Below are 18,785 nucleotides of genomic sequence, written 5' to 3'. Positions count from 1 at the left end.
TAAAAGTGGCCAGATACCTAAATATGCTAAAACGTAGATTTAAAATCTGCGTTTTTTTGTAATACACTTTTGTATTCATTTGATTTGGGAGGTTAACCTCGGTTTAATCAGAATTTTACCCCTTTCTTCCGAATGATAGGACCTTATCTATTGGTTCAACCCGATTTTATCCGAACAATATTTTATTATATTTATTTTATAATTCGTATTTTTATCAATTTTTCATATACTTTTGCTTCTGATTGTGGGTATAATACTATTCAAATTTTTAAATCCAATTAATCGACCTAAAGTAGTGAAGAAAGATTCACTACTTACCACAAGTTTAACTATCAATATTTGGCATCTAGGTATTAAAAAAGGGGACAAGCATGGAAAATCTAATTAACGTCGCAAACGGCAAGGAAATAGCTGATATCGTCTTAAAAAATGGCTATGTGATTAATGTATTTACAGAAGAAATCATCCAAACTGATGTGGCTATTGTGGGCAACCGGATTGCGGCTTTAGGCAAGTACGAAGGTAAGCAAACCATTGATTGTACAGGCAAATACATTGCACCAGGCTTTATCGACGCCCACATGCATATCGAATCTGCAATGGTGACACCCTTAGAATTTTCAAAATACGCCCTAGCTAAAGGGACGACAACTGTTTTTGCCGATCCACACGAATTGGTCAATGTCCTTGGGCAAAAAGGCTTAGACTTTATGCTGACCAGTATTGAAGAAACGCCCATGACTACCCATATTATGATGCCTTCGTGTGTGCCTGCAACAGATATCGACAACAATGGGGCTGGCGAAATTCTAGCAGCCGACATGGCGCCCTACCTTGAAGACAAGCAAGTCTTTGGTTTAGCTGAAATGATGCGGTTTGATGATGTGGTCAAGGCTGACGAGAAAATACTGGATAAATTGGCCCTTTTTAAAAACCAAATTGTAGATGGTCATGCGCCAGGTTTAACGGGGAAACCCTTACAAGCATATCGGGCTGCCGGTATTGATACTGAACACGAGGCGGAGAATTACGAGGAGGCAATTGAAAAATTACGGGCTGGCTTCAAATTATTGATTCGTGAAGGCAGTGCCGCTAGAAACCTTGAGCCAATCCTTAAAGGCTTTGTTGAACATGATATCGCCCTAGACCAGTGTATGTTCTGTACGGATGATAAACATCTTGAAGATATTGAAAAAGAAGGACATATCGACTTTTGCGTCCGTAAGGCGATCACACTAGGTGTCCCTGCTGCTACAGCTTACAAAATGGCTTCATATAATGCCGCTCGCGCCTATAACTTACATGATTTAGGGGCCGTTGGGGCTGGTTACTTAGCTGATTTACTCATTATTGATGACCTTGACCAAGTATCAGTTGAACTTGTCATCAAAAATGGGGAAATTATTGATTTCGACCAATTAAATAGCCAAAATATTGCGCCCGTAACAGACACTGACCTCTTAAATTCAGTTAAACTGCCGGAAATCAACCAAGAAGACCTTGAATTAAAGGCAGATAACTCGCCAGTAAAGGTTATCAACTTGGTGGCACAATCCATTTTGACAAGAGGTTCTGAAGAGATATTACCTAGTGTAGAAAGTAAATTTGAAGCCAATAAGGTCTTCAATAAAGCTTGTGTGATTGAACGTCACGGTCATTCGGGTGGTATCGGTGTGAGCGCGATTAAGGGCTATAATATTGAAAATGGCGCGATTGCGACTAGTGTGTCCCATGATGCGCATAATATTACGGTTGTGGGTGATAATGACGCGGATATCCTACTGGCTGTGAAAGAATTGGACCGTATTCAGGGAGGCTATGTGATTGCTTCTAAGGGAGAAATTGTTGCAGCCTTACCACTAGAATTAGCTGGTATTATCAGTATTCAGTCAGGCAAAACGGTACAAGCGCAACTAAACAAGATGGTGGCGCATGCTAGAGCACTTGGTGTGCCTGAATCTATCGATCCGTTTATGACCCTATCTTTCATTGCTTTAACGGTCATTCCAGAATTACGGCTAACAGATAATGGGCTATATGATGTGAATCTGGGGCAATTTGTTTAAGAAAATAAGATATTATAAAATGATAATAACCCAAAAACGACCCTCAAAATCTAGTGATAATGGGGGTCGTTTGCTTTTAGTAGTTTTTATTTTTTTAATCCTTGTAAGATACAACTAGATATCTATGTGGCTCTTTCCCTTCAGAATGGGTCGCAATATATGAATATCTAGCCAGTTGCGCGTGGATAATTTTACGTTCCGCAGCAGGTAGTGGGTCCAAGAAAACAGGTTGTTTTGACTTGGCTACTTGGTCCGCTGTTTTACGTGCTAATCTTGCTAATGTTTCTTGACGTCTTTCCCGATAGTTGCCGACATTTACAATCACTTTGACATGTGGGCGCACATATTGGTGAGTCATCACTTGGGCAAGTGTTTCTAATGAGTTAATGATCTTACCGTGTTTACCAATAACCAACCCTTTTTTCTCAGTTTGGATATTGTAAATAACAGTGCGGCCACGGTCTTCAACCTCAATATTGGCGTCTACTAGGTAGGATGCCAACACGTCAATCAGGTATTCAGCAACATGTTCCACATCTTTGAAGTCTTCATCTACCAAATCTAAGTTTTGATACGCTTGAACAGGCGTTTCAACTACTTCAGTTGCCACTTCTTCTGATTCAATTGCTACTTCAGCAATATTTACTTGATCAGTAGGCGTTTCCTCATTAATCGATGGTTCAGACTTTTCAGTAGTCACTTCATCATAGGCAAGTGATTCTTCAACTTCTTGCTCCGATTCAGACTCAGCGTCTTGGACCTCTAGCTCTTCCTCAAAATTTGTTGATTCAACAACTTCTTCAGTTTCATCTGCTATTGAATTGATTTCTATATCTGTATGTTCAGATGGTTGATCCTCTAAATCATCAGATGGCGCCACTACTGATGTGTTTTCTTGACCTAAATCAGAGAAGGCCAATAAATCATCTGTTGTGGTATCAATTTCGGATACTTCTCGTTCAGTGTAATGGATGGCTACAACTGCATCCTTTGCCCCTAAACCGAGAAATCCTTTTTTGGCTTCTTGAATTACTTGAACTTCAACATCTTCTCGCGCCAACCGAAGTTGTTGCAAGCCTTTGGCAATAGCAGCATCGACTGAAGTCGCTTCAAATCTTTCAGTTTTCAATACAAGAACCTCCTGTTATTTCTTCTTACCATTAGGATTACGTTTTGCTTTTTCTAAACGACGTTCTAGCTCTTTCTCTTTACGAATTTGTTCTTCGCGTGCATCGCGTTTCTTAAAAGGATTATTCATCACTAATGTTTGAAGAATTGTAAATCCAGTGGACGCCACCCAGTAAAGTGAAATTGCTGACGGTAACGTTACACCCATAAATAAAATCATTACTGGCATTGTCCATTGCATCATCGCCATAGATGGATTGCTATTTGGTGTACCAATTGTTGTCAAACGTGTGTTATACCATGTTAGCATAGCTGCAATGATTGGGATTACAAATAGTTGGTCAGGAACACCTAATTCTAACCATAGGAAGTGACCTTGGCTTAGAATTTCTGTTCTAGAAATAGATTGGTATAAGGCCATCAAGATTGGCAATTGAATTAACATTGGTAAACAACCAGACCACATGCTGTAGTCATATTTTTCATTTAACTTGGCTGTTTCTTCTTGTAATTTTTGCTGAGTCTCAGGATCCTTGGATGCATATTTTTCTTGCAAGGCTTTTAGCTCAGGCTGCATCATTTGCATTTTTTCAGTACTTTGTGTTTGGTACTTGGTTAATGGAATCAAGATGATACGGATGATCAAAGTAAAGGCGATAATCCCAACACCATAGTTACCAAAAATATCTGATAACCACACAATAGTACGTGAGAAGTTATAGACGATGTAACGGTCCCACAATCCAGTCGAATGCTCATCGATTGGACTTGTCCCACAAGCCGCTAGAAAGATAACAGCCATCATGGTGATTGCTAAAATCTTCCACATTTTTTTACTTCGAATATTCAATTTTTACAAATCCTCCACGAATTCTACTATTCATGTGGTAATGGCTTTGCTTTTGTATGCTCTTTTATCGGATGATAAATTTTCGCCAAAGATAGCACATGAATCAAACTTTTTTTCACTTCAGCTGTTGTCATATCTGCAGCTGGCTTACGAGCAATCACGATAAAATCATTGGACGGATCAATGCCTGCCTTGAGTTCGGTAATGCTTTGACGAATTTTCCGCTTCACTGCATTACGAGTAACAGCGTTTCCAATTTTCTTACCTACAGAGATACCAATCCGGAAATGGGGTTGGTCCTTCTCCAGTCGATAAATAACAAATTGGCGATTCGCAGTACTATGACCGTGATGAAATACCTTGCCAAAATCTTTCTCAGATTTGACCCTATAAGATTTCCGCACGTAAGTTCGCCTCCTTAATAAAAAAAGACCACATATTAATGTGATCTTATGCAGAAATAACTTTTCTTCCTTTTCTACGACGAGCTGCTAAAACGTGACGACCGTTTTTAGTGCTCATACGTTTACGGAAACCGTGAACTTTTTGACGATGACGTTTTTTAGGTTGGTATGTTCTTTTCATTACTTGCACCTCCTGTTGCGATTAAGTCTTTCGTTTTTTCATTAATATAAAACGACTGTAATATTATATACAATAAAAAGTCGAAATTCAATTTCAGGTGCGAAATTTCGCACTCGTAATCAAGATTTTACCACATTATAACCCATATCACAATACTTTCTGTACAAATATTGGTTTTTTCAATCTTTTCGACCAATAAGACTCGCCTATATTATAACAGATATTTCTGGCAAAAAGAAAAACCCTCCTAAAATTGACCCTTATTTTTTTCACAAGCCCTACTTTTAAATTTCACAAACTATGTGAAGAAAAAAATGGTAAACTCTTATTCACAAAGTGTGTACGAAATTTGCACAAGCCTGTGGTTAGTTGCAGCAAGTTAAAATTCATCCCCAAGGTTTTTAAAAGACTTTTCAACAAATCCACAGTTTTGTAAAACTTTTCCACATCTGTTGATAACTCGTCTAAAACCCTTATAACTTGCTCTTTGAATAAGGGTAATTATACACAAGACTTTATATTTTCTAAAAAGCTAACAGGTTTATTCACATCTTGTGGAAAACATTTGTCAAAAGTTGGGATAATTTTTATTCACTTCCTGATTTTTCTGTGGAAAACTGTTTTTTTTCATGATATTATGAATAAGCTTAACGAATTTAAAGATTCGTCGTACAAACATATTGAAATATGTTTGATGTAGAAATTTTGTACACTAAGGAGCTAGGAGATATATGAGTGAATTAAACCGATTATGGGATTACGTCACCCAATACTTCAAAGAAGAGTTGCCTAAAACAAGTTTTGATACTTGGATTAAAGACCTAGATCCAGTTGCCTTTGAGAACGATACCTTGTATTTAAAAGCCATTTCAGTGCTCCACAAGGACCATATTGAGAAACATTATTCGATACAGATTCGACAAGTTTTATTTGAATACTTAAACCATGACGTGAACCTAGTCGTGAGTTTAAAAGATGATCGGTCACAATCAGCCAATCAAATTCAAGTAAACAATCATAATGACAATATTGAAGACAACGGATCAGATTTATTAAATCCAAAATATACCTTTGATAACTTCGTCGTCGGTGAAGGCAATAAAATGGCTCATGCTGCAGCTTTAGCTGTCGCAGAAGGCCCCGGCCGCGACTACAATCCCCTATTCTTCTTCGGTGGTGTAGGGTTAGGTAAAACCCACTTGATGCAAGCAATTGGCCATGAAGTATTACGGACAAATCCAAATGCCAAAATAAAATACGTCTCTAGTGAAACCTTCACGAATGACTTTATTAATGCCATTCGTAAGAACACTACAGACGCCTTCCACCAAGAGTATCGTACAGTCGATATGTTATTAGTGGATGATATTCAATTTATTGGGAACAAACAGTCTACCCAGGAAGAATTCTTCCATACATTTAACGTGCTCTACAATAATAATAAACATATCGTTTTAACCAGTGACCGCGACGCTAGTCAGATCCCTGAGTTAGAGGACCGGTTAGTTTCTCGCTTTAAACAAGGCTTATCAACGGATATTACACCGCCAGATTTAGAGACACGGATTGCCATTTTGCGCAATAAGGCCAATGTCAATGGCTTACAAATTCCGGACGATACCCTCTCATATATTGCTGGACAAATTGACTCCAACATTCGTGAATTGGAAGGTGCTTTAACTAGCGTACAGGCCTTTGCGGTCATGAACCAAGAAGACTTAACGCCAAATACTGCAGCGAAAGCGCTCAGAAATTATAAGAGTAATGTGAAAAGTAATTCACCAACTATTCCAAATATCCTTGAGACAGTGGCCCAATACTTTAATTTGCAGGTTTCTGATCTTAAAGGAAAGAAACGGGTACGCCAAATCGTGGTTCCACGCCAAATTGCCATGTATTTAAGTAGAGAATTAACAGATGCTTCTCTACCGAAAATTGGGCAAGAATTCGGCGGTAAAGACCATACGACGGTCCTTCATGCTTATGACAAGATTAAAAAAGATATCGATGAAAAAAGTGAGTTAGAACGTGATGTTGACAGTATTCGTCGTTTATTAGAAAAATAATGACTTATCTACATCATCTAAGTCAGCGTTTGAAATGACTTATGCTAAAATATAGGTAAGAAAAAGAGGTTGTGGATAATTGTTCATAACCTCTCTGTTTTTTCCACAGTTTATACACATGTGGAAAAGTATATTTTGACAAGGTTTCTAAAAGTTATCAACAAGATTAACAGGGCCTATTACTATTACTATTACTATTTTTTTATCTATAATTAAAATATATATATAAGGAGTGCACACATGAAATTTTCTATTAATCGTTCTATTTTTATTCAAAATTTGACGGACGTTCAAAGAGCTATTAGTTCAAGAACAACAATACCTGTTTTGACAGGTGTTAAAATCTCAGTTAAAGAAGAAGGCCTTTATTTAACTGGTTCTGATGCAACAATTTCCATTGAGGCATTTATTGACGCTAAAGATGATGACAATAAGTTAAAAATTGAAGCCACTGGTGATATTGTCTTACCTTCTCGTTTCCTAGGTGAAATCGTGAAGAAATTACCATCAGATATGATGAATTTAGAAGTCGTTGAAAACTTCCAAACAGAAATCACTTCTGACCGTGCATCATTTACCTTAAATGGCATTAATGGTAGTGAATACCCACGTTTACCTGAAATTGATGCAAAACAAACTTACGCATTACCAACAGATACCTTTAAGCAAGTGGTCAATCAAACCATTATTTCTGTATCTAACCAAGAAATTCGCCCTATTTTCACTGGGATTCATTTTGAAATTGGGAATGGTGAGTTAAAAGCAGTTGCCACTGACTCTCATCGTCTAAGTCAACGTATTATGCCGTTAATAATGCCAGAAGCGGCGGGTGATACAGTGTTAGACATCAATATTCCTGGTCGTTCATTACAAGAATTAATCCGTATTGTAGATAGTAATGAAGACATTGAGATGATGGTGACAGACAATCAAGTACTATTTAAAGCTCGTAATATCTACCTATACTCTCGTTTACTAGAAGGTAATTACCCAAATACAGACCGTTTATTACCTAATGACCACTCAACAGTTATTGAAGTGGCAGCGAGTGAATTAGTGAATGCTGTTGAACGTGCTTTGATTTTAAGTCATGAAGGTAAAAATAATGTGGTTCGCTTGAATATTTCAGACCAAGATATTATCTTATCTAGTCAGTCTGCTGAAGTTGGGAATGTAGAAGAAGAAATCAATGTAGTGAAAGCTGAAGGGGAAGCTTTAGAAATTTCCTTCAACCCTGACTACTTACGTGAAGCCTTGAAATCATTTGGTCAACAAAACGTACAAATTGGCTTCCAGTCATCCTCACATCCATTCACCCTATTACCAAGTGATCAAACGGATAACTTCAATTTCGTTCAATTAATTACCCCAATTCGTACACCAAGAGGTTAATTGAAGCTAGTTGAATAAATGACGAAAGTGCTAAGAATTGATGTCGATGGTCAAATCATTTTCATATGGTTAGCCAAATGAATAAGGATCAAAATCATTTACTGGTTTTGGTCCTTTTTTTCGATTGATATTCAAAAATGAGCCAATTTTTGACTTTTAAGCCCTTTAAATAAGATTCTAGGTATTTCCCTATCTAAAATGCCAACTTTTAATACAGGGCCTTTATTTGCTAAATAAGGTAAATTAGCGTATAATTAAAGGTGTATAAATAAAAGTGAAATCGTTGAATCTGCTAAGGACCACTAGCTGTGTCCAGTGATGGCAAGAAGAGACGATTTATTTTATGTGAAGAGCGAATTTGGAATATGAATTTGGAATATGAATGTGGGGTGAAATGATGGCTGAAATCGTAAAAATTGAAACAGCATATATTACATTGAGTCAGTTATTAAAAATTTCTGGTGCAATAGGTACCGGCGGAGAAGCGAAATGGTATCTACAAGAAAATGATGTCGTTGTAGACGGCGAAATTGATAATAGACGTGGACGTAAATTATATCCAGGTATGGTTATTGCGATACCGAATGAAGGTGAATTTATCATCGAAAGCCATGAAGCGCATGGTGATGGACATGCAGCTAAATGACATTAAGTTAAAAGACTTCAGAAATTATGAAGAGCTAACAGTCACATTTTCTCCTGGGGTGAACGTATTTATTGGCGAGAATGCCCAGGGGAAAACATCTTTATTAGAGGCTATTTATATGATGTCACTGGCAAGAAGTCACCGTACGGCCAATGAAAAAGATACCATCCGTTGGCAACAAGACTTTGCGCGTATTGAAGGTAGTATATCAACGAGAACGAATCCAGAATTACCACTAGCGCTAACTATCACGAAATCTGGTAAACGCGCAAAAGTCAACCACTTAAACCAAAACCGGATGAGTGATTATATTGGCAAATTGAATGTGGTCCTTTTTGCCCCGGAAGATTTAGAAATGATTAAAGGTGCCCCGCAACTTAGACGGAAGTTTATTGATATGGAGCTTGGGCAAATGAGCCCGAAATACCTGTATGAGTCGGTCCAATATAATCGATTATTAAAGCAACGAAATGCCTACCTCAAGCAGTTATTATATAAAGAAACCCAAGACCAAATTTATTTAGATATTCTCACTGAACAGTTAGCGGCGTCTGCTACCCATGTTATATACCAACGGCTACGTTTTGTAGACCAATTGGAATCATGGGCTAAACCCATTCATTTAACCATTTCACACGGGCTTGAAGAGTTGACCTTAGCCTATCGTGGTCCAATTGAATTGACTTTAGATATGACGGAAGATGCCATTTACCAGCAGTTGATGACGACATTTAAAGAAAAGAAAAATCATGAATTAGCCAGAGGGGTTACTTTGGTTGGTCCACATCGGGATGATTTGACCTTTAAGGTGAATGGCCGTGATGTGCAGAAATTTGGTTCCCAGGGGCAGCAACGGACGACTGTATTGAGTATGAAATTAGCAGAAATCGAATGCATGCATGAAGTTTTAGGGGAATACCCTATTTTACTTTTGGATGACGTACTCAGTGAATTAGATAATGAGCGACAAACCCACTTATTGAAGTCTATACAGTCGAAAGTACAAACCTTTTTAACAACAACAAGTTTAGATGGTATTCAAAGAGAATTAATTGAACAACCAAGAGTTTTCAATATTGATGCAGGCGCGATAGCGGAATAAGTAAGCGTGCGGGTGAGGCGTGGCCTAAAATCCCATGGCGCTATTGAGATTGAATAATTCACGTAATAGGAGTGGGAAAATGGCAAACAATGCTAATGAAAATAACAATGAAAACGAAATGTTGATCAATGAAGAAACACTCGTCCAACCAGAGGACCTTGTTTCTGAAGAAGAAAAAATGGCCAAGAAACGCGAATTGGCTAAAGACTATGATGCCAGCCAAATTCAAGTGTTGGAAGGTCTAGAAGCTGTACGTAAGCGTCCAGGGATGTATATCGGGTCAACTTCAGCTAGTGGTTTACACCATTTAGTATGGGAGATTGTCGATAACTCAATCGATGAGGCCCTAGCAGGATTTGCGGGTCACATCCAAGTCATCATTGAAAAAGATAATTCCATAACAGTTGTCGATGATGGTCGTGGGATTCCGGTTGATATCCAGTCAAATACCGGTCGTCCAGCAGTTGAAACAGTCTTTACTGTCCTACATGCCGGTGGTAAATTCGGCGGTGGCGGGTATAAAGTATCCGGTGGTCTTCATGGGGTTGGGGCCTCTGTTGTAAACGCCCTTTCTGAATGGTTGCATGTCTATGTCCATAAAAATGGCCGCATCTACCACCAAGAATTCCGCCAAGGGGCTATTGTGTCTGATGTTGAACAAACTGGTGATACAGATACCCATGGTACGGTTGTGCATTTTAAACCGGATGCAGAGATTTTTACCGAGACAACCACCTTTGAATTTGAAGTTTTAAACCGTCGTGTCCGTGAGTTAGCCTTCTTGAATAAAGGCCTACGTATCTCTTTAACTGATGCCAGATCAGAAGACCAAGAAACAGCTTCTTACCACTATGAAGGTGGGATTAAAGAATATATTGAGTATATGAATAAGGACAAAGATGTCTTATTTGAAAACCCAATTTATCTTGAAGACGAGCAAGATGGTATTGAAGTAGAGGTATCTTTACAATATACAGATGGCTTCCATTCAAATATCCTAAGTTTCGCCAACAATATCCATACCTTTGAGGGTGGTACGCATGAATCAGGTGCTAAAACAGCCCTAACCCGTGTCATTAACAACTACGCGCGTTCACAAAAAATCTTAAAAGAAAATGACGATAACCTAACTGGGGAAGATGTGCGTGAAGGGATTACTATGATTGTATCCGTTCGCCACCCAGACCCACAGTTTGAAGGTCAAACCAAGATGAAATTAGGGAACTCGGAAGTTCGGACTATTACTGACAACTTATTCGCAGCGCATTTTGAAACTTTCTTGTTAGAAAACCCGCAAATTGCCCGTCGTATTGTCGATAAAGGGACTATAGCCTCTAAAGCTCGTCTAGCAGCTAAGCGGGCCCGTGAAATGACTCGTAAAAAATCAGGTTTAGAAATTTCTAACCTACCTGGTAAATTAGCCGACTGCTCAAGTCGTAATCCAGAAGAATCTGAATTATTCATCGTTGAGGGGAATTCGGCCGGTGGATCAGCCAAACAAGGCCGTTCACGTCACTTCCAAGCTATTTTGCCGATTCGAGGTAAAATCCTGAACGTGGAAAAAGCATCGATGGACAGAATTTTAGCCAACGAAGAAATCCGTTCATTATTTACTGCAATGGGTACAGGCTGGCAAAATGAGTTCGACATCACCAAGGCACGTTACCACAAATTGGTTATTATGACCGATGCCGATGTCGATGGTGCACACATCCGTGCATTACTATTGACCTTAATTTACCGTTATATGCGCCCTATCTTGGACGCTGGCTACGTTTATATCGCAGTGCCACCTTTATACCAAGTCCGTCAAGGTAAAAAGATTGTCTACCTAGATACTGAAAATCAATTAGAAGAGTACCTACAAACCATCCCAGCAACACCAAAACCAGCCATTCAACGTTATAAAGGTTTGGGTGAAATGGATGCTGAACAACTTTGGGAAACCACAATGGACCCAACTAACAGAACATTATTACAAGTAAACGTAGACGATGCAGTAGAAGCAGACAAAATCATCAATATGTTGATGGGTGACCACGTTGAACCAAGACGTGACTTCATCGAAGAGAATGCTACCTACGCTAACATCGATTTATAGTAAGGAGGGAAAAGTTTCATGAGTGAAGAAATTAAAGAACAATTCCCACAACGTGAGATATCACAAGAAATGCGGACGTCATTTCTTGACTATGCCATGTCAGTTATTGTGGCGCGTGCGCTACCGGATGTCCGTGATGGCTTAAAACCCGTTCACCGTCGTATCCTTTATGGGATGAATGAATTAGGGGTTACCTCAGATAAACCCTTTAAAAAATCAGCCCGTATCGTTGGGGACGTAATGGGTAAATACCATCCGCATGGGGATTCGGCTATCTATGAATCAATGGTGCGTATGGCCCAAGACTTCTCTTATCGCTACATGCTAGTAGATGGGCACGGGAACTTCGGTTCAGTCGATGGTGACCAAGCTGCAGCTATGCGTTATACCGAAGCGCGTATGAGTAAGATTGCCCACGAAATGGTTCGTGATATGAATAAAGATACCGTTGATTTTATCCCTAACTATGACGGTGAAGAGCGTGAGCCAGAAGTATTACCAGCTCGCTTTCCTAACCTATTAGTTAACGGGACAACCGGTATCGCAGTTGGGATGACTACCAATATTCCAACCCATAACCTAAGCGAAGTCATCGGCGCCATTAAAATTTTAATGCAGAACGCTGACGCAACAACCAACGAATTAATGGAGGCTTTACCAGGACCAGACTTCCCAACCGGTGGTATTGTCATCGGGAAATCAGGTATCCGTAAGGCTTATGAGACTGGAAAAGGGACAATCATTGTCCGTGCTAAATTAGACATTGAAACCATGTCTTCAGGTAAAGAGCGGATTATCGTTCATGAAATTCCTTATATGGTGAATAAGGCTAAATTAGTCGAACGTATTGCTGAACTAGCCCGCGACAAACGGATAGAAGGGATTACTGCTGTACGTGACGAATCTGGTCGTGAAGGTATGCGTGTCGTTATTGAATGTCGTAAAGATGCCAGCGCATCTGTAATTGTCAATAACCTTTACAAATACACGCAATTACAAACAAACTTCGCTATTAACATGGTTGCCATTGTAAATGGCGTACCCCGTACCCTAAGCTTGAAAGAGATCCTAGAAAACTACTTACTTCACCAAGAAGAAGTGATCCGTCGTCGTTCGATTTTCGAGAAAAACAAGGCTGAAGCGCGTGCCCACATCCTGGAAGGGCTGCAAATTGCTTTAGATCATATTGACGAAATCGTTAATATCTTACGGACGTCTCGGTCAGGTGACGAAGCGAAAGCCCGTTTTATCGAGGACTACAAGCTATCAGATAAACAATCACAAGCTATCTTAGACATGCGTCTAGTTCGTCTAACTGGTTTAGAACGTGAGAAAATTGATAAAGAACACGCCGAATTAATGGCGCAAATCGACTACTTAAACCAAGTATTAGAATCTGAAACAATGCGTTACCAAATCATTTACGATGAACTAGTGGAAATCGAAAGTAAATTCGGTGACGAGCGTCGTACAGAGTTAATGGTGGGTGAAATCCATAATATCGATGATGAAGACCTGATTGAAGAAAGTAACGTTATTGTAACCCTAACGCATAACGGTTACATCAAACGTATCGATGATATAGAATTTAGAGCTCAAAACCGTGGTGGTACAGGAGTTAAAGGGATGAGCATGAACGATGAAGACTTCGTTGAAACCATGCTGTCCACCTCAACCCACGACTCAGTCCTATTCTTCACCAACACTGGTCGCGTATTCCAATCTAAAGGTTATGAAATTCCAGAGTTTGGTCGCGCAGCCAAAGGGATTCCAGTTGTGAACCTATTGAACTTACAACAAGACGAAACTGTTCAAGCCATGATCAATGTGACTCCAATTGAAGACGGAGAAGTAAAAGAACACTTATTATTCGTAACGAAAAATGGTACCGTAAAACGCACCAACGCAAGTGATTATTTCAATATCCGTAACAATGGGTTAATCGCCTTGAAACTAGCTGACGGCGATGAATTAGTGAAAGTTGTCTTAACTAGTGGTGATGACAACATTATTATCGCTTCCCAAGATGGTTATGCCGTAAGTTTCCAAGAAACAAACGTCCGTAGTATGGGTCGTACCGCTACAGGTGTTCGCGGTATTCGTTTAAATGAAGGCGACCAAGTGGTTGGGATGTCTGTACTTGGACCAGATGACAATGTATTAGTGGTTACTGAAAAAGGTTACGGTAAACAAACACTAGCCAGCGAATATGGTATTAAAAATCGTGGTGGTAAAGGGGTTAAAACCATTAATGTTACCGAGAAAAATGGTCTCTTAGTTGGTTTAACAACCGTTTCAGGAGAAGAGGACATCATGTTAATGACCAACCAAGGGGTAGCCATTCGCTTCCATGCGAAAAACATCTCTCAAACCGGTCGTGCAACCCAAGGTGTCCGTCTCATTCGTTTATCCGATGAAGCTGTCGTTTCTACCATTACCAAAGTAGATGCAGTTGAAGAAGAAAAACTTGTCGTAACACCAGTTGAAGGTGAACCAACAGCTGATACAACATCAGCAGATGCACCATCAGAAGACATGGTTTCTCGTATGCAAGAATTCGCAGACGACGCCCTATCTGACCAAGAAGAAACAGAAGACTAAAATTGGTAACACAGTAAAAAGTTGCAATAATCCTATGAAATGGCGTATCAACAGCCATTTCATGGGATTTTTTTTGATGTCATTTAGATTATTCTAGTGTATTAATCTAAATTATTTTCTTACCAATATACATCTGATTTTCAAAATATCACTTGATTTATATGGATTATTTTGATAGAATACTTTACTGTGAGTATTAATATACTCTCCTTGCTCTCAAGGATGTTGAGAGCCAATAGACCAAAAGGAGGTGCAAAAGTCTGATGAGTGAAAACACTACTAAATACGAAGTTTTATACATTATTCGTCCTGATATGGAAGAAGCGTCTAAAAAAGCTTTGGTTGAACAATTCGATCAAATCTTAACTTCAAACGGTGTAACAATTAATGAATCTAAAGACTGGGCAAAACGTCGTCTTGCATACGAAATCAACGATTACAAAGAGGGTATCTACCACTTAGTTGATATGGAAGCTGACGATGCGGAAGGAATCAACGAATTCGACCGTCTTGCCAAAATCAATGACAATATCTTACGTCATATGATTACTAAAATCGAAGACTAATTAACAATACATATTTCGTGAGAGAGGAGTTATTTCATGATTAATAATGTTGTACTGGTCGGCCGTTTAACTCGTGACGTCGATGTGCGTTATACGCAAAGTGGCGTTGCTGTTGGATCTTTCAGCGTTGCCGTTGAAAGAAACTTTAAAAATGCCCAAGGTGAACGTGAGACAGATTTTATTAACTGTGTCATCTGGCGTAAAGCAGCAGAGAATTTTGCGCGTTTTACCCGTAAAGGTTCATTAGTAGGTGTTGAAGGCAGCATCCAAACTCGAAACTACGAGAATAACCAAGGACAACGTGTATACGTTACGGAGATTTTGGTTGATAACTTTAGTTTATTAGAATCAAAATCAGTTACTGAAAGCCGCCCTGCCTCTGATAATAATAATAACAGTGGTTTTGGTGGATTTAATAACAATAACGCAAACAACAACAGCTATAACAATCAAAATGCTGATCCATTTGGTGGAAACGGCTTTAATCAAGACTCCTCTTCATTTAACAATGGTAACGATAACCCATTCCCGTCTTCTAATGATGGTTCTGGTTCAATCAATGTTACCGATGATGACTTACCATTCTAATGGTATAAGTAAGGGAGGTAAAAAATATGGCAGCACAACGCCGCGGTGGTCGTAGACGTAAAAAAGTATGTTTCTTCTGCGCTAACCACATTGATCATGTAGATTACAAAGACACAGATTTATTAAAACGTTATATTTCTGAAAAAGGTAAAATCTTACCTCGTCGTGTAACTGGTACATGTGCAAAACACCAACGTACTTTAACAGCTGGTATTAAACGCGCTCGTATTATGGCTTTAATTCCATTTACTACAGCAGACTAATACTAATCAAAAAACCATTTCGCCTTCTGGTGAAATGGTTTTTTCTTCGCTTAAATCGACTTAATTCGTCGTAATTTCGACTAGATTACCCTCTGGGTCTTGGACTACTGATTCATAGTAGCCATCACCGGTTGTTCGTGGACCAGACAAAAGTGGGAACCCATCTGCGACTAATTGAGCTGTTTTTGCGTCTACAGCCTCTTTATCGCCTACTGCTAGGGCAATGTGTCCGTAACCTAAAGCATCGGCAATACGGGGGCTTAAATGCTTTTTATTGGTTAGTTCTAGTCGACTGCCCTCATCAAAGCTTAAAAAGTATGATGAAAAACGCGTTTTAGGATTGTGGTAGCGTTCTCCTGCCTTAGCTTCAAAGTATTTTTCATAAAATGCTTTGACAAGTTCTAAGTCAGTCACCCACAAAGCAACGTGTTCAATTTTCATATATAAACTCCTTTGGTGTGTTAGTCAGAATGCGCTTACATACTATATGATAAAGCAAAACGAGCTGTGACACTAGTCACAACTCGTTCTTAGGAGAATTCCTATGTTAAATATGTTGATTACTTGTTTAATCTCATGTTCTAAGGAGGAGAAATCTGATTAGTCTAAAGCTTCAACATCTCTAATTGCTTGTTCGAATTTCTCACGGGTAATCGTATATGGAGAGCATGTTAAATCGTCCATAGTCATCGCTTTATCAACTAATTTGTCGATGTCTTCTTGTGTTGTTACCCCTTGAGCTGCCAATTTAGTTGGCAATTTAATTGATTCCATGAATGCTTTCATACGATCACGGTATTCAAATTGTTGGTCCATTGTTAGTAATAACAAGATACCATATGAAACTACCTCACCGTGTAAATGTTCATGGGCTTGTGGTAGAACAGTATAGCCATAGTAGTAGGCATGTGCCATGTTTGAATTGATGTCATTTTCCACTAATACAGACGCATAAGCTGATGCACCGATAATTTCAAGGACCACATCTTCTAAAGCCTGGTTTGCTTCTTGGTTACGTACAGCTTCTAAAGCTTCAGCACCAACAGCCATCAATTTATCATTCGTACCTTTGACAATATTTACCCCTAAACGATTTTCAAAGCTAAGGTCTCTACCACGTGAAGAAAAACTAGTCTCTACTTCTTTAGACATACAGTCACCAATACCAGCCCATAAGTATTCAACAGGCGCCTCAGCGATGATTTGTGTATCGATGAAGGTATGGTCAGCTGGTGCTTTACGATAAGCTAAACCAGCCATCTCATGGTTATCATGATACATAACACATACTGATGAAGTTGGCGCTGAAACTGAAGCTAGAGTTGGGATACTGAATAATGGTTTGTCTAAGTCACGAGCTACTACCTTAATTGTATCAATCGCGCGTCCCCCACCAACTGCAAAGATCATATCCGCATCTTGCACTTCTTTGATCGCTTTCATCTTCTCAACATTGGTATATGAAGCTTCCTTACCGTAGACTTGTACGGTTGCCACTTCTAATGATGATTTTTCTAGGGCAGCAGTTAAACGTTCCTTACTAGCTGCCAAGGCTTTTTCACCACCTAGAATCGCGACGGTTGTACCAAATTGACTACAATATTCATCAATTGCATCAAAGGCATCAACACCAATTGTTAAATTTGGTAGGTTTACTGATAGAGACATATTTATCTTCCTTCTTTCTTCTTAATCAGCCTTTTAAACTAATTTATGCTTGGTTTAAAAGGCTTTTGGCAAAATGATTAATCTTCATCAACGTCTACGATCCATCCTTCAGGCGCTTCTAACTCACCAAATTGGATACCTGTTAATTCTTTGTATAATTTTTGTGATACTGGACCAACCTCAGTTTCTGAGAAGAATACGTGACGGTTGTCTTTGTATGTTACAGAACCAGCTGGAGAGATAACAGCTGCGTTACCCATAGCCCCTGCTTCAGAATATTTGTCAAATTCGTCCACTTTGATGTCGCCAACTTCAACGTCTAATCCTAAACGGTGTTCTGCTAACCATAACAATGATTTTTTAGTGATTGATGGTAATACTGTATCTGATTTAGGTGTTACAAATTTGTTTGTATCTTTCTCGATAGCAAAGAAGTTTGCTGATGAGAATTCATCTACTTTAGTATGTGTTGCTGGGTCTAAGTATAATACGTCATCGTAACCAGATTCTTGGATACGTTTAGCTGTTGCTAATGTCGACGCGTAGTTAGCTGTTGCTTTGATGTTACCAGTACCATCAGCTGCTACACGGTCGTGTTCGTGGTCGATGATGTAGTTATGTGGTGCTAAACCACCTTTGTATAAAGGACCAACTGGTGTTACGTAGATTGTAAATAAGTATTCTTCAGCTGCTGATACTTGTACGTGGTCACCAATACCTAATAACATAGGACGGATGAACATTGCAGCACCGTTGTGGCCATATGGTGGCACATAGTCACGGTTAGCTTTAATAACTTCCTTACAAGCACGGACAAATTCTTCAACTGGTACTTCTGGCATCGCCATACGACGAGCACCGCGGTTTAAACGTTCACCAAATTCATCTGGACGGAATAAAACGATCTTGCCATCTTTTGTACCATAAGCTTTATTACCTTCGAATACCCCTTGGCCGTAGTTGACGATTGGAGCAGCTTCACGAATTGGTAATTGAGGATCTGTTTCTAATCCTGCTTTATACCATTCGCCATCTTTCCAGTATGCACGCCAGCGGTATGGTACTTCCGTATAAGAAAAATCTAATTCATCCCAGTTTAATTTGTCAGTCATATTGAGCAACTCCTTTAAGTTTAATTTCTAAGTAACAATATCAGCAATTTA

The 18,785-nt window shown here is 39.2% G+C and carries 17 protein-coding genes; 10 read left to right on the top strand and 7 right to left on the bottom strand.

Translation table 11 applies throughout. The features are described 5' to 3' along the window. The first annotated feature begins 371 nt into the window (after positions 1–371). Positions 372–2,066: an adenine deaminase gene (gene ade / locus ACFW0C_RS03940; protein WP_378105546.1), complete on the top strand. Its 1,695-nt coding sequence runs from the start codon at positions 372–374 to the stop codon at positions 2,064–2,066. A 94-nt stretch (positions 2,067–2,160) separates the two neighbouring features. On the opposite strand, the gene jag is transcribed toward ade, so the two are convergent. Genes jag through rpmH form a run of 4 tightly spaced genes read right to left on the bottom strand, consistent with a single transcriptional unit; the run spans position 2,161 to position 4,629 of the window. Beyond that, positions 2,161–3,195 (bottom strand): RNA-binding cell elongation regulator Jag/EloR, encoded by a 1,035-nt coding sequence (gene jag / locus ACFW0C_RS03935; RefSeq protein ID WP_378105543.1) that lies wholly within the window; start codon positions 3,193–3,195, stop codon positions 2,161–2,163. A 15-nt stretch (positions 3,196–3,210) separates the two neighbouring features. Next, entirely contained in the window at positions 3,211–4,038 is an 828-nt protein-coding gene (gene yidC, locus ACFW0C_RS03930; RefSeq protein ID WP_378105597.1) for a membrane protein insertase YidC, read from the bottom strand. A gap of 32 nt (positions 4,039–4,070) precedes the next feature. Then, the gene (gene rnpA, locus ACFW0C_RS03925; RefSeq protein WP_338191617.1) at positions 4,071–4,448 is read right to left on the bottom strand and encodes a ribonuclease P protein component; all 378 of its coding nucleotides are present in this window, start codon (positions 4,446–4,448) and stop codon (positions 4,071–4,073) included. 46 nt (positions 4,449–4,494) lie between these two features. Then, positions 4,495–4,629 (bottom strand): 50S ribosomal protein L34, encoded by a 135-nt coding sequence (rpmH, locus tag ACFW0C_RS03920; protein ID WP_003142921.1) that lies wholly within the window; start codon positions 4,627–4,629, stop codon positions 4,495–4,497. Positions 4,630–5,360: 731 nt separating this feature from the next. On the opposite strand from rpmH, the gene dnaA reads away from it, so the two are divergent. From dnaA to rpsR, 9 genes are all read left to right on the top strand, one after another. Beyond that, a complete protein-coding gene (gene dnaA / locus ACFW0C_RS03915; RefSeq protein ID WP_003142919.1) occupies positions 5,361–6,695 on the top strand; it encodes a chromosomal replication initiator protein DnaA in 1,335 nt (444 codons plus the stop codon). A 240-nt stretch (positions 6,696–6,935) separates the two neighbouring features. Next, a complete protein-coding gene (gene dnaN, locus ACFW0C_RS03910; protein ID WP_378105539.1) occupies positions 6,936–8,087 on the top strand; it encodes a DNA polymerase III subunit beta in 1,152 nt (383 codons plus the stop codon). 397 nt (positions 8,088–8,484) lie between these two features. Continuing rightward, entirely contained in the window at positions 8,485–8,733 is a 249-nt protein-coding gene (gene yaaA, locus ACFW0C_RS03905) for a S4 domain-containing protein YaaA (protein WP_193756634.1), read from the top strand. Next, positions 8,720–9,835, top strand: coding sequence for a DNA replication/repair protein RecF (gene recF / locus ACFW0C_RS03900; protein WP_378105595.1), 1,116 nt, complete (start codon positions 8,720–8,722; stop codon positions 9,833–9,835). The genes yaaA and recF overlap by 14 nt, the downstream gene beginning before the upstream one ends. A gap of 178 nt (positions 9,836–10,013) precedes the next feature. After that, positions 10,014–11,936, top strand: coding sequence for a DNA topoisomerase (ATP-hydrolyzing) subunit B (gyrB, locus tag ACFW0C_RS03895; RefSeq protein WP_378105593.1), 1,923 nt, complete (start codon positions 10,014–10,016; stop codon positions 11,934–11,936). An 18-nt stretch (positions 11,937–11,954) separates the two neighbouring features. Next, positions 11,955–14,537, top strand: coding sequence for a DNA gyrase subunit A (gene gyrA / locus ACFW0C_RS03890; protein ID WP_378105536.1), 2,583 nt, complete (start codon positions 11,955–11,957; stop codon positions 14,535–14,537). A gap of 263 nt (positions 14,538–14,800) precedes the next feature. Next, a complete protein-coding gene (rpsF, locus tag ACFW0C_RS03885; RefSeq protein WP_003142910.1) occupies positions 14,801–15,103 on the top strand; it encodes a 30S ribosomal protein S6 in 303 nt (100 codons plus the stop codon). Between the two features lie 36 nt (positions 15,104–15,139). After that, positions 15,140–15,691, top strand: a complete 552-nt coding sequence (gene ssb / locus ACFW0C_RS03880; protein ID WP_378105534.1) for a single-stranded DNA-binding protein — start codon at positions 15,140–15,142, stop codon at positions 15,689–15,691. A 26-nt stretch (positions 15,692–15,717) separates the two neighbouring features. After that, positions 15,718–15,954 carry a 30S ribosomal protein S18 gene (rpsR, locus tag ACFW0C_RS03875; RefSeq protein WP_003142905.1) on the top strand — a complete coding sequence of 79 codons (237 nt, stop codon included), beginning with the start codon at positions 15,718–15,720 and terminating at the stop codon, positions 15,952–15,954. A 60-nt stretch (positions 15,955–16,014) separates the two neighbouring features. Here the strand turns inward: rpsR and ACFW0C_RS03870 are convergent, their stop codons facing one another. From ACFW0C_RS03870 to ACFW0C_RS03860, 3 genes are all read right to left on the bottom strand, one after another. After that, entirely contained in the window at positions 16,015–16,395 is a 381-nt protein-coding gene (locus ACFW0C_RS03870) for a VOC family protein (protein WP_378105531.1), read from the bottom strand. A 159-nt stretch (positions 16,396–16,554) separates the two neighbouring features. Next, positions 16,555–17,622 (bottom strand): iron-containing alcohol dehydrogenase family protein, encoded by a 1,068-nt coding sequence (locus ACFW0C_RS03865; RefSeq protein WP_378105528.1) that lies wholly within the window; start codon positions 17,620–17,622, stop codon positions 16,555–16,557. Positions 17,623–17,699: 77 nt separating this feature from the next. Further along, positions 17,700–18,734, bottom strand: a complete 1,035-nt coding sequence (locus ACFW0C_RS03860; RefSeq protein ID WP_378105525.1) for a branched-chain amino acid aminotransferase — start codon at positions 18,732–18,734, stop codon at positions 17,700–17,702. Positions 18,735–18,785 lie beyond the last annotated feature (51 nt).

The sequence above is a fragment of the Aerococcus sp. NPDC058936 genome (assembly GCF_042741995.1).
GTDB lineage: Bacteria > Bacillota > Bacilli > Lactobacillales > Aerococcaceae > Aerococcus.
The sequence above is the reverse complement of the archived record's forward strand: the minus strand, read 5'-3'. Positions and strand labels throughout refer to the sequence as shown.

Coding starts and splice junctions, on each gene's coding strand:
- ade (WP_378105546.1), top strand. CDS start 372: ATGGAAAATCTAATTAACGTCGCAAACGGCAAGGAAATAGCTGATATC.
- rpmH (WP_003142921.1), bottom strand. CDS start 4,629: ATGAAAAGAACATACCAACCTAAAAAACGTCATCGTCAAAAAGTTCAC.
- dnaA (WP_003142919.1), top strand. CDS start 5,361: ATGAGTGAATTAAACCGATTATGGGATTACGTCACCCAATACTTCAAA.
- dnaN (WP_378105539.1), top strand. CDS start 6,936: ATGAAATTTTCTATTAATCGTTCTATTTTTATTCAAAATTTGACGGAC.
- yaaA (WP_193756634.1), top strand. CDS start 8,485: ATGGCTGAAATCGTAAAAATTGAAACAGCATATATTACATTGAGTCAG.
- recF (WP_378105595.1), top strand. CDS start 8,720: ATGCAGCTAAATGACATTAAGTTAAAAGACTTCAGAAATTATGAAGAG.
- gyrB (WP_378105593.1), top strand. CDS start 10,014: ATGGCCAAGAAACGCGAATTGGCTAAAGACTATGATGCCAGCCAAATT.
- gyrA (WP_378105536.1), top strand. CDS start 11,955: ATGAGTGAAGAAATTAAAGAACAATTCCCACAACGTGAGATATCACAA.
- rpsF (WP_003142910.1), top strand. CDS start 14,801: ATGAGTGAAAACACTACTAAATACGAAGTTTTATACATTATTCGTCCT.
- ssb (WP_378105534.1), top strand. CDS start 15,140: ATGATTAATAATGTTGTACTGGTCGGCCGTTTAACTCGTGACGTCGAT.
- rpsR (WP_003142905.1), top strand. CDS start 15,718: ATGGCAGCACAACGCCGCGGTGGTCGTAGACGTAAAAAAGTATGTTTC.
- ACFW0C_RS03870 (WP_378105531.1), bottom strand. CDS start 16,395: ATGAAAATTGAACACGTTGCTTTGTGGGTGACTGACTTAGAACTTGTC.
- ACFW0C_RS03865 (WP_378105528.1), bottom strand. CDS start 17,622: ATGTCTCTATCAGTAAACCTACCAAATTTAACAATTGGTGTTGATGCC.
- ACFW0C_RS03860 (WP_378105525.1), bottom strand. CDS start 18,734: ATGACTGACAAATTAAACTGGGATGAATTAGATTTTTCTTATACGGAA.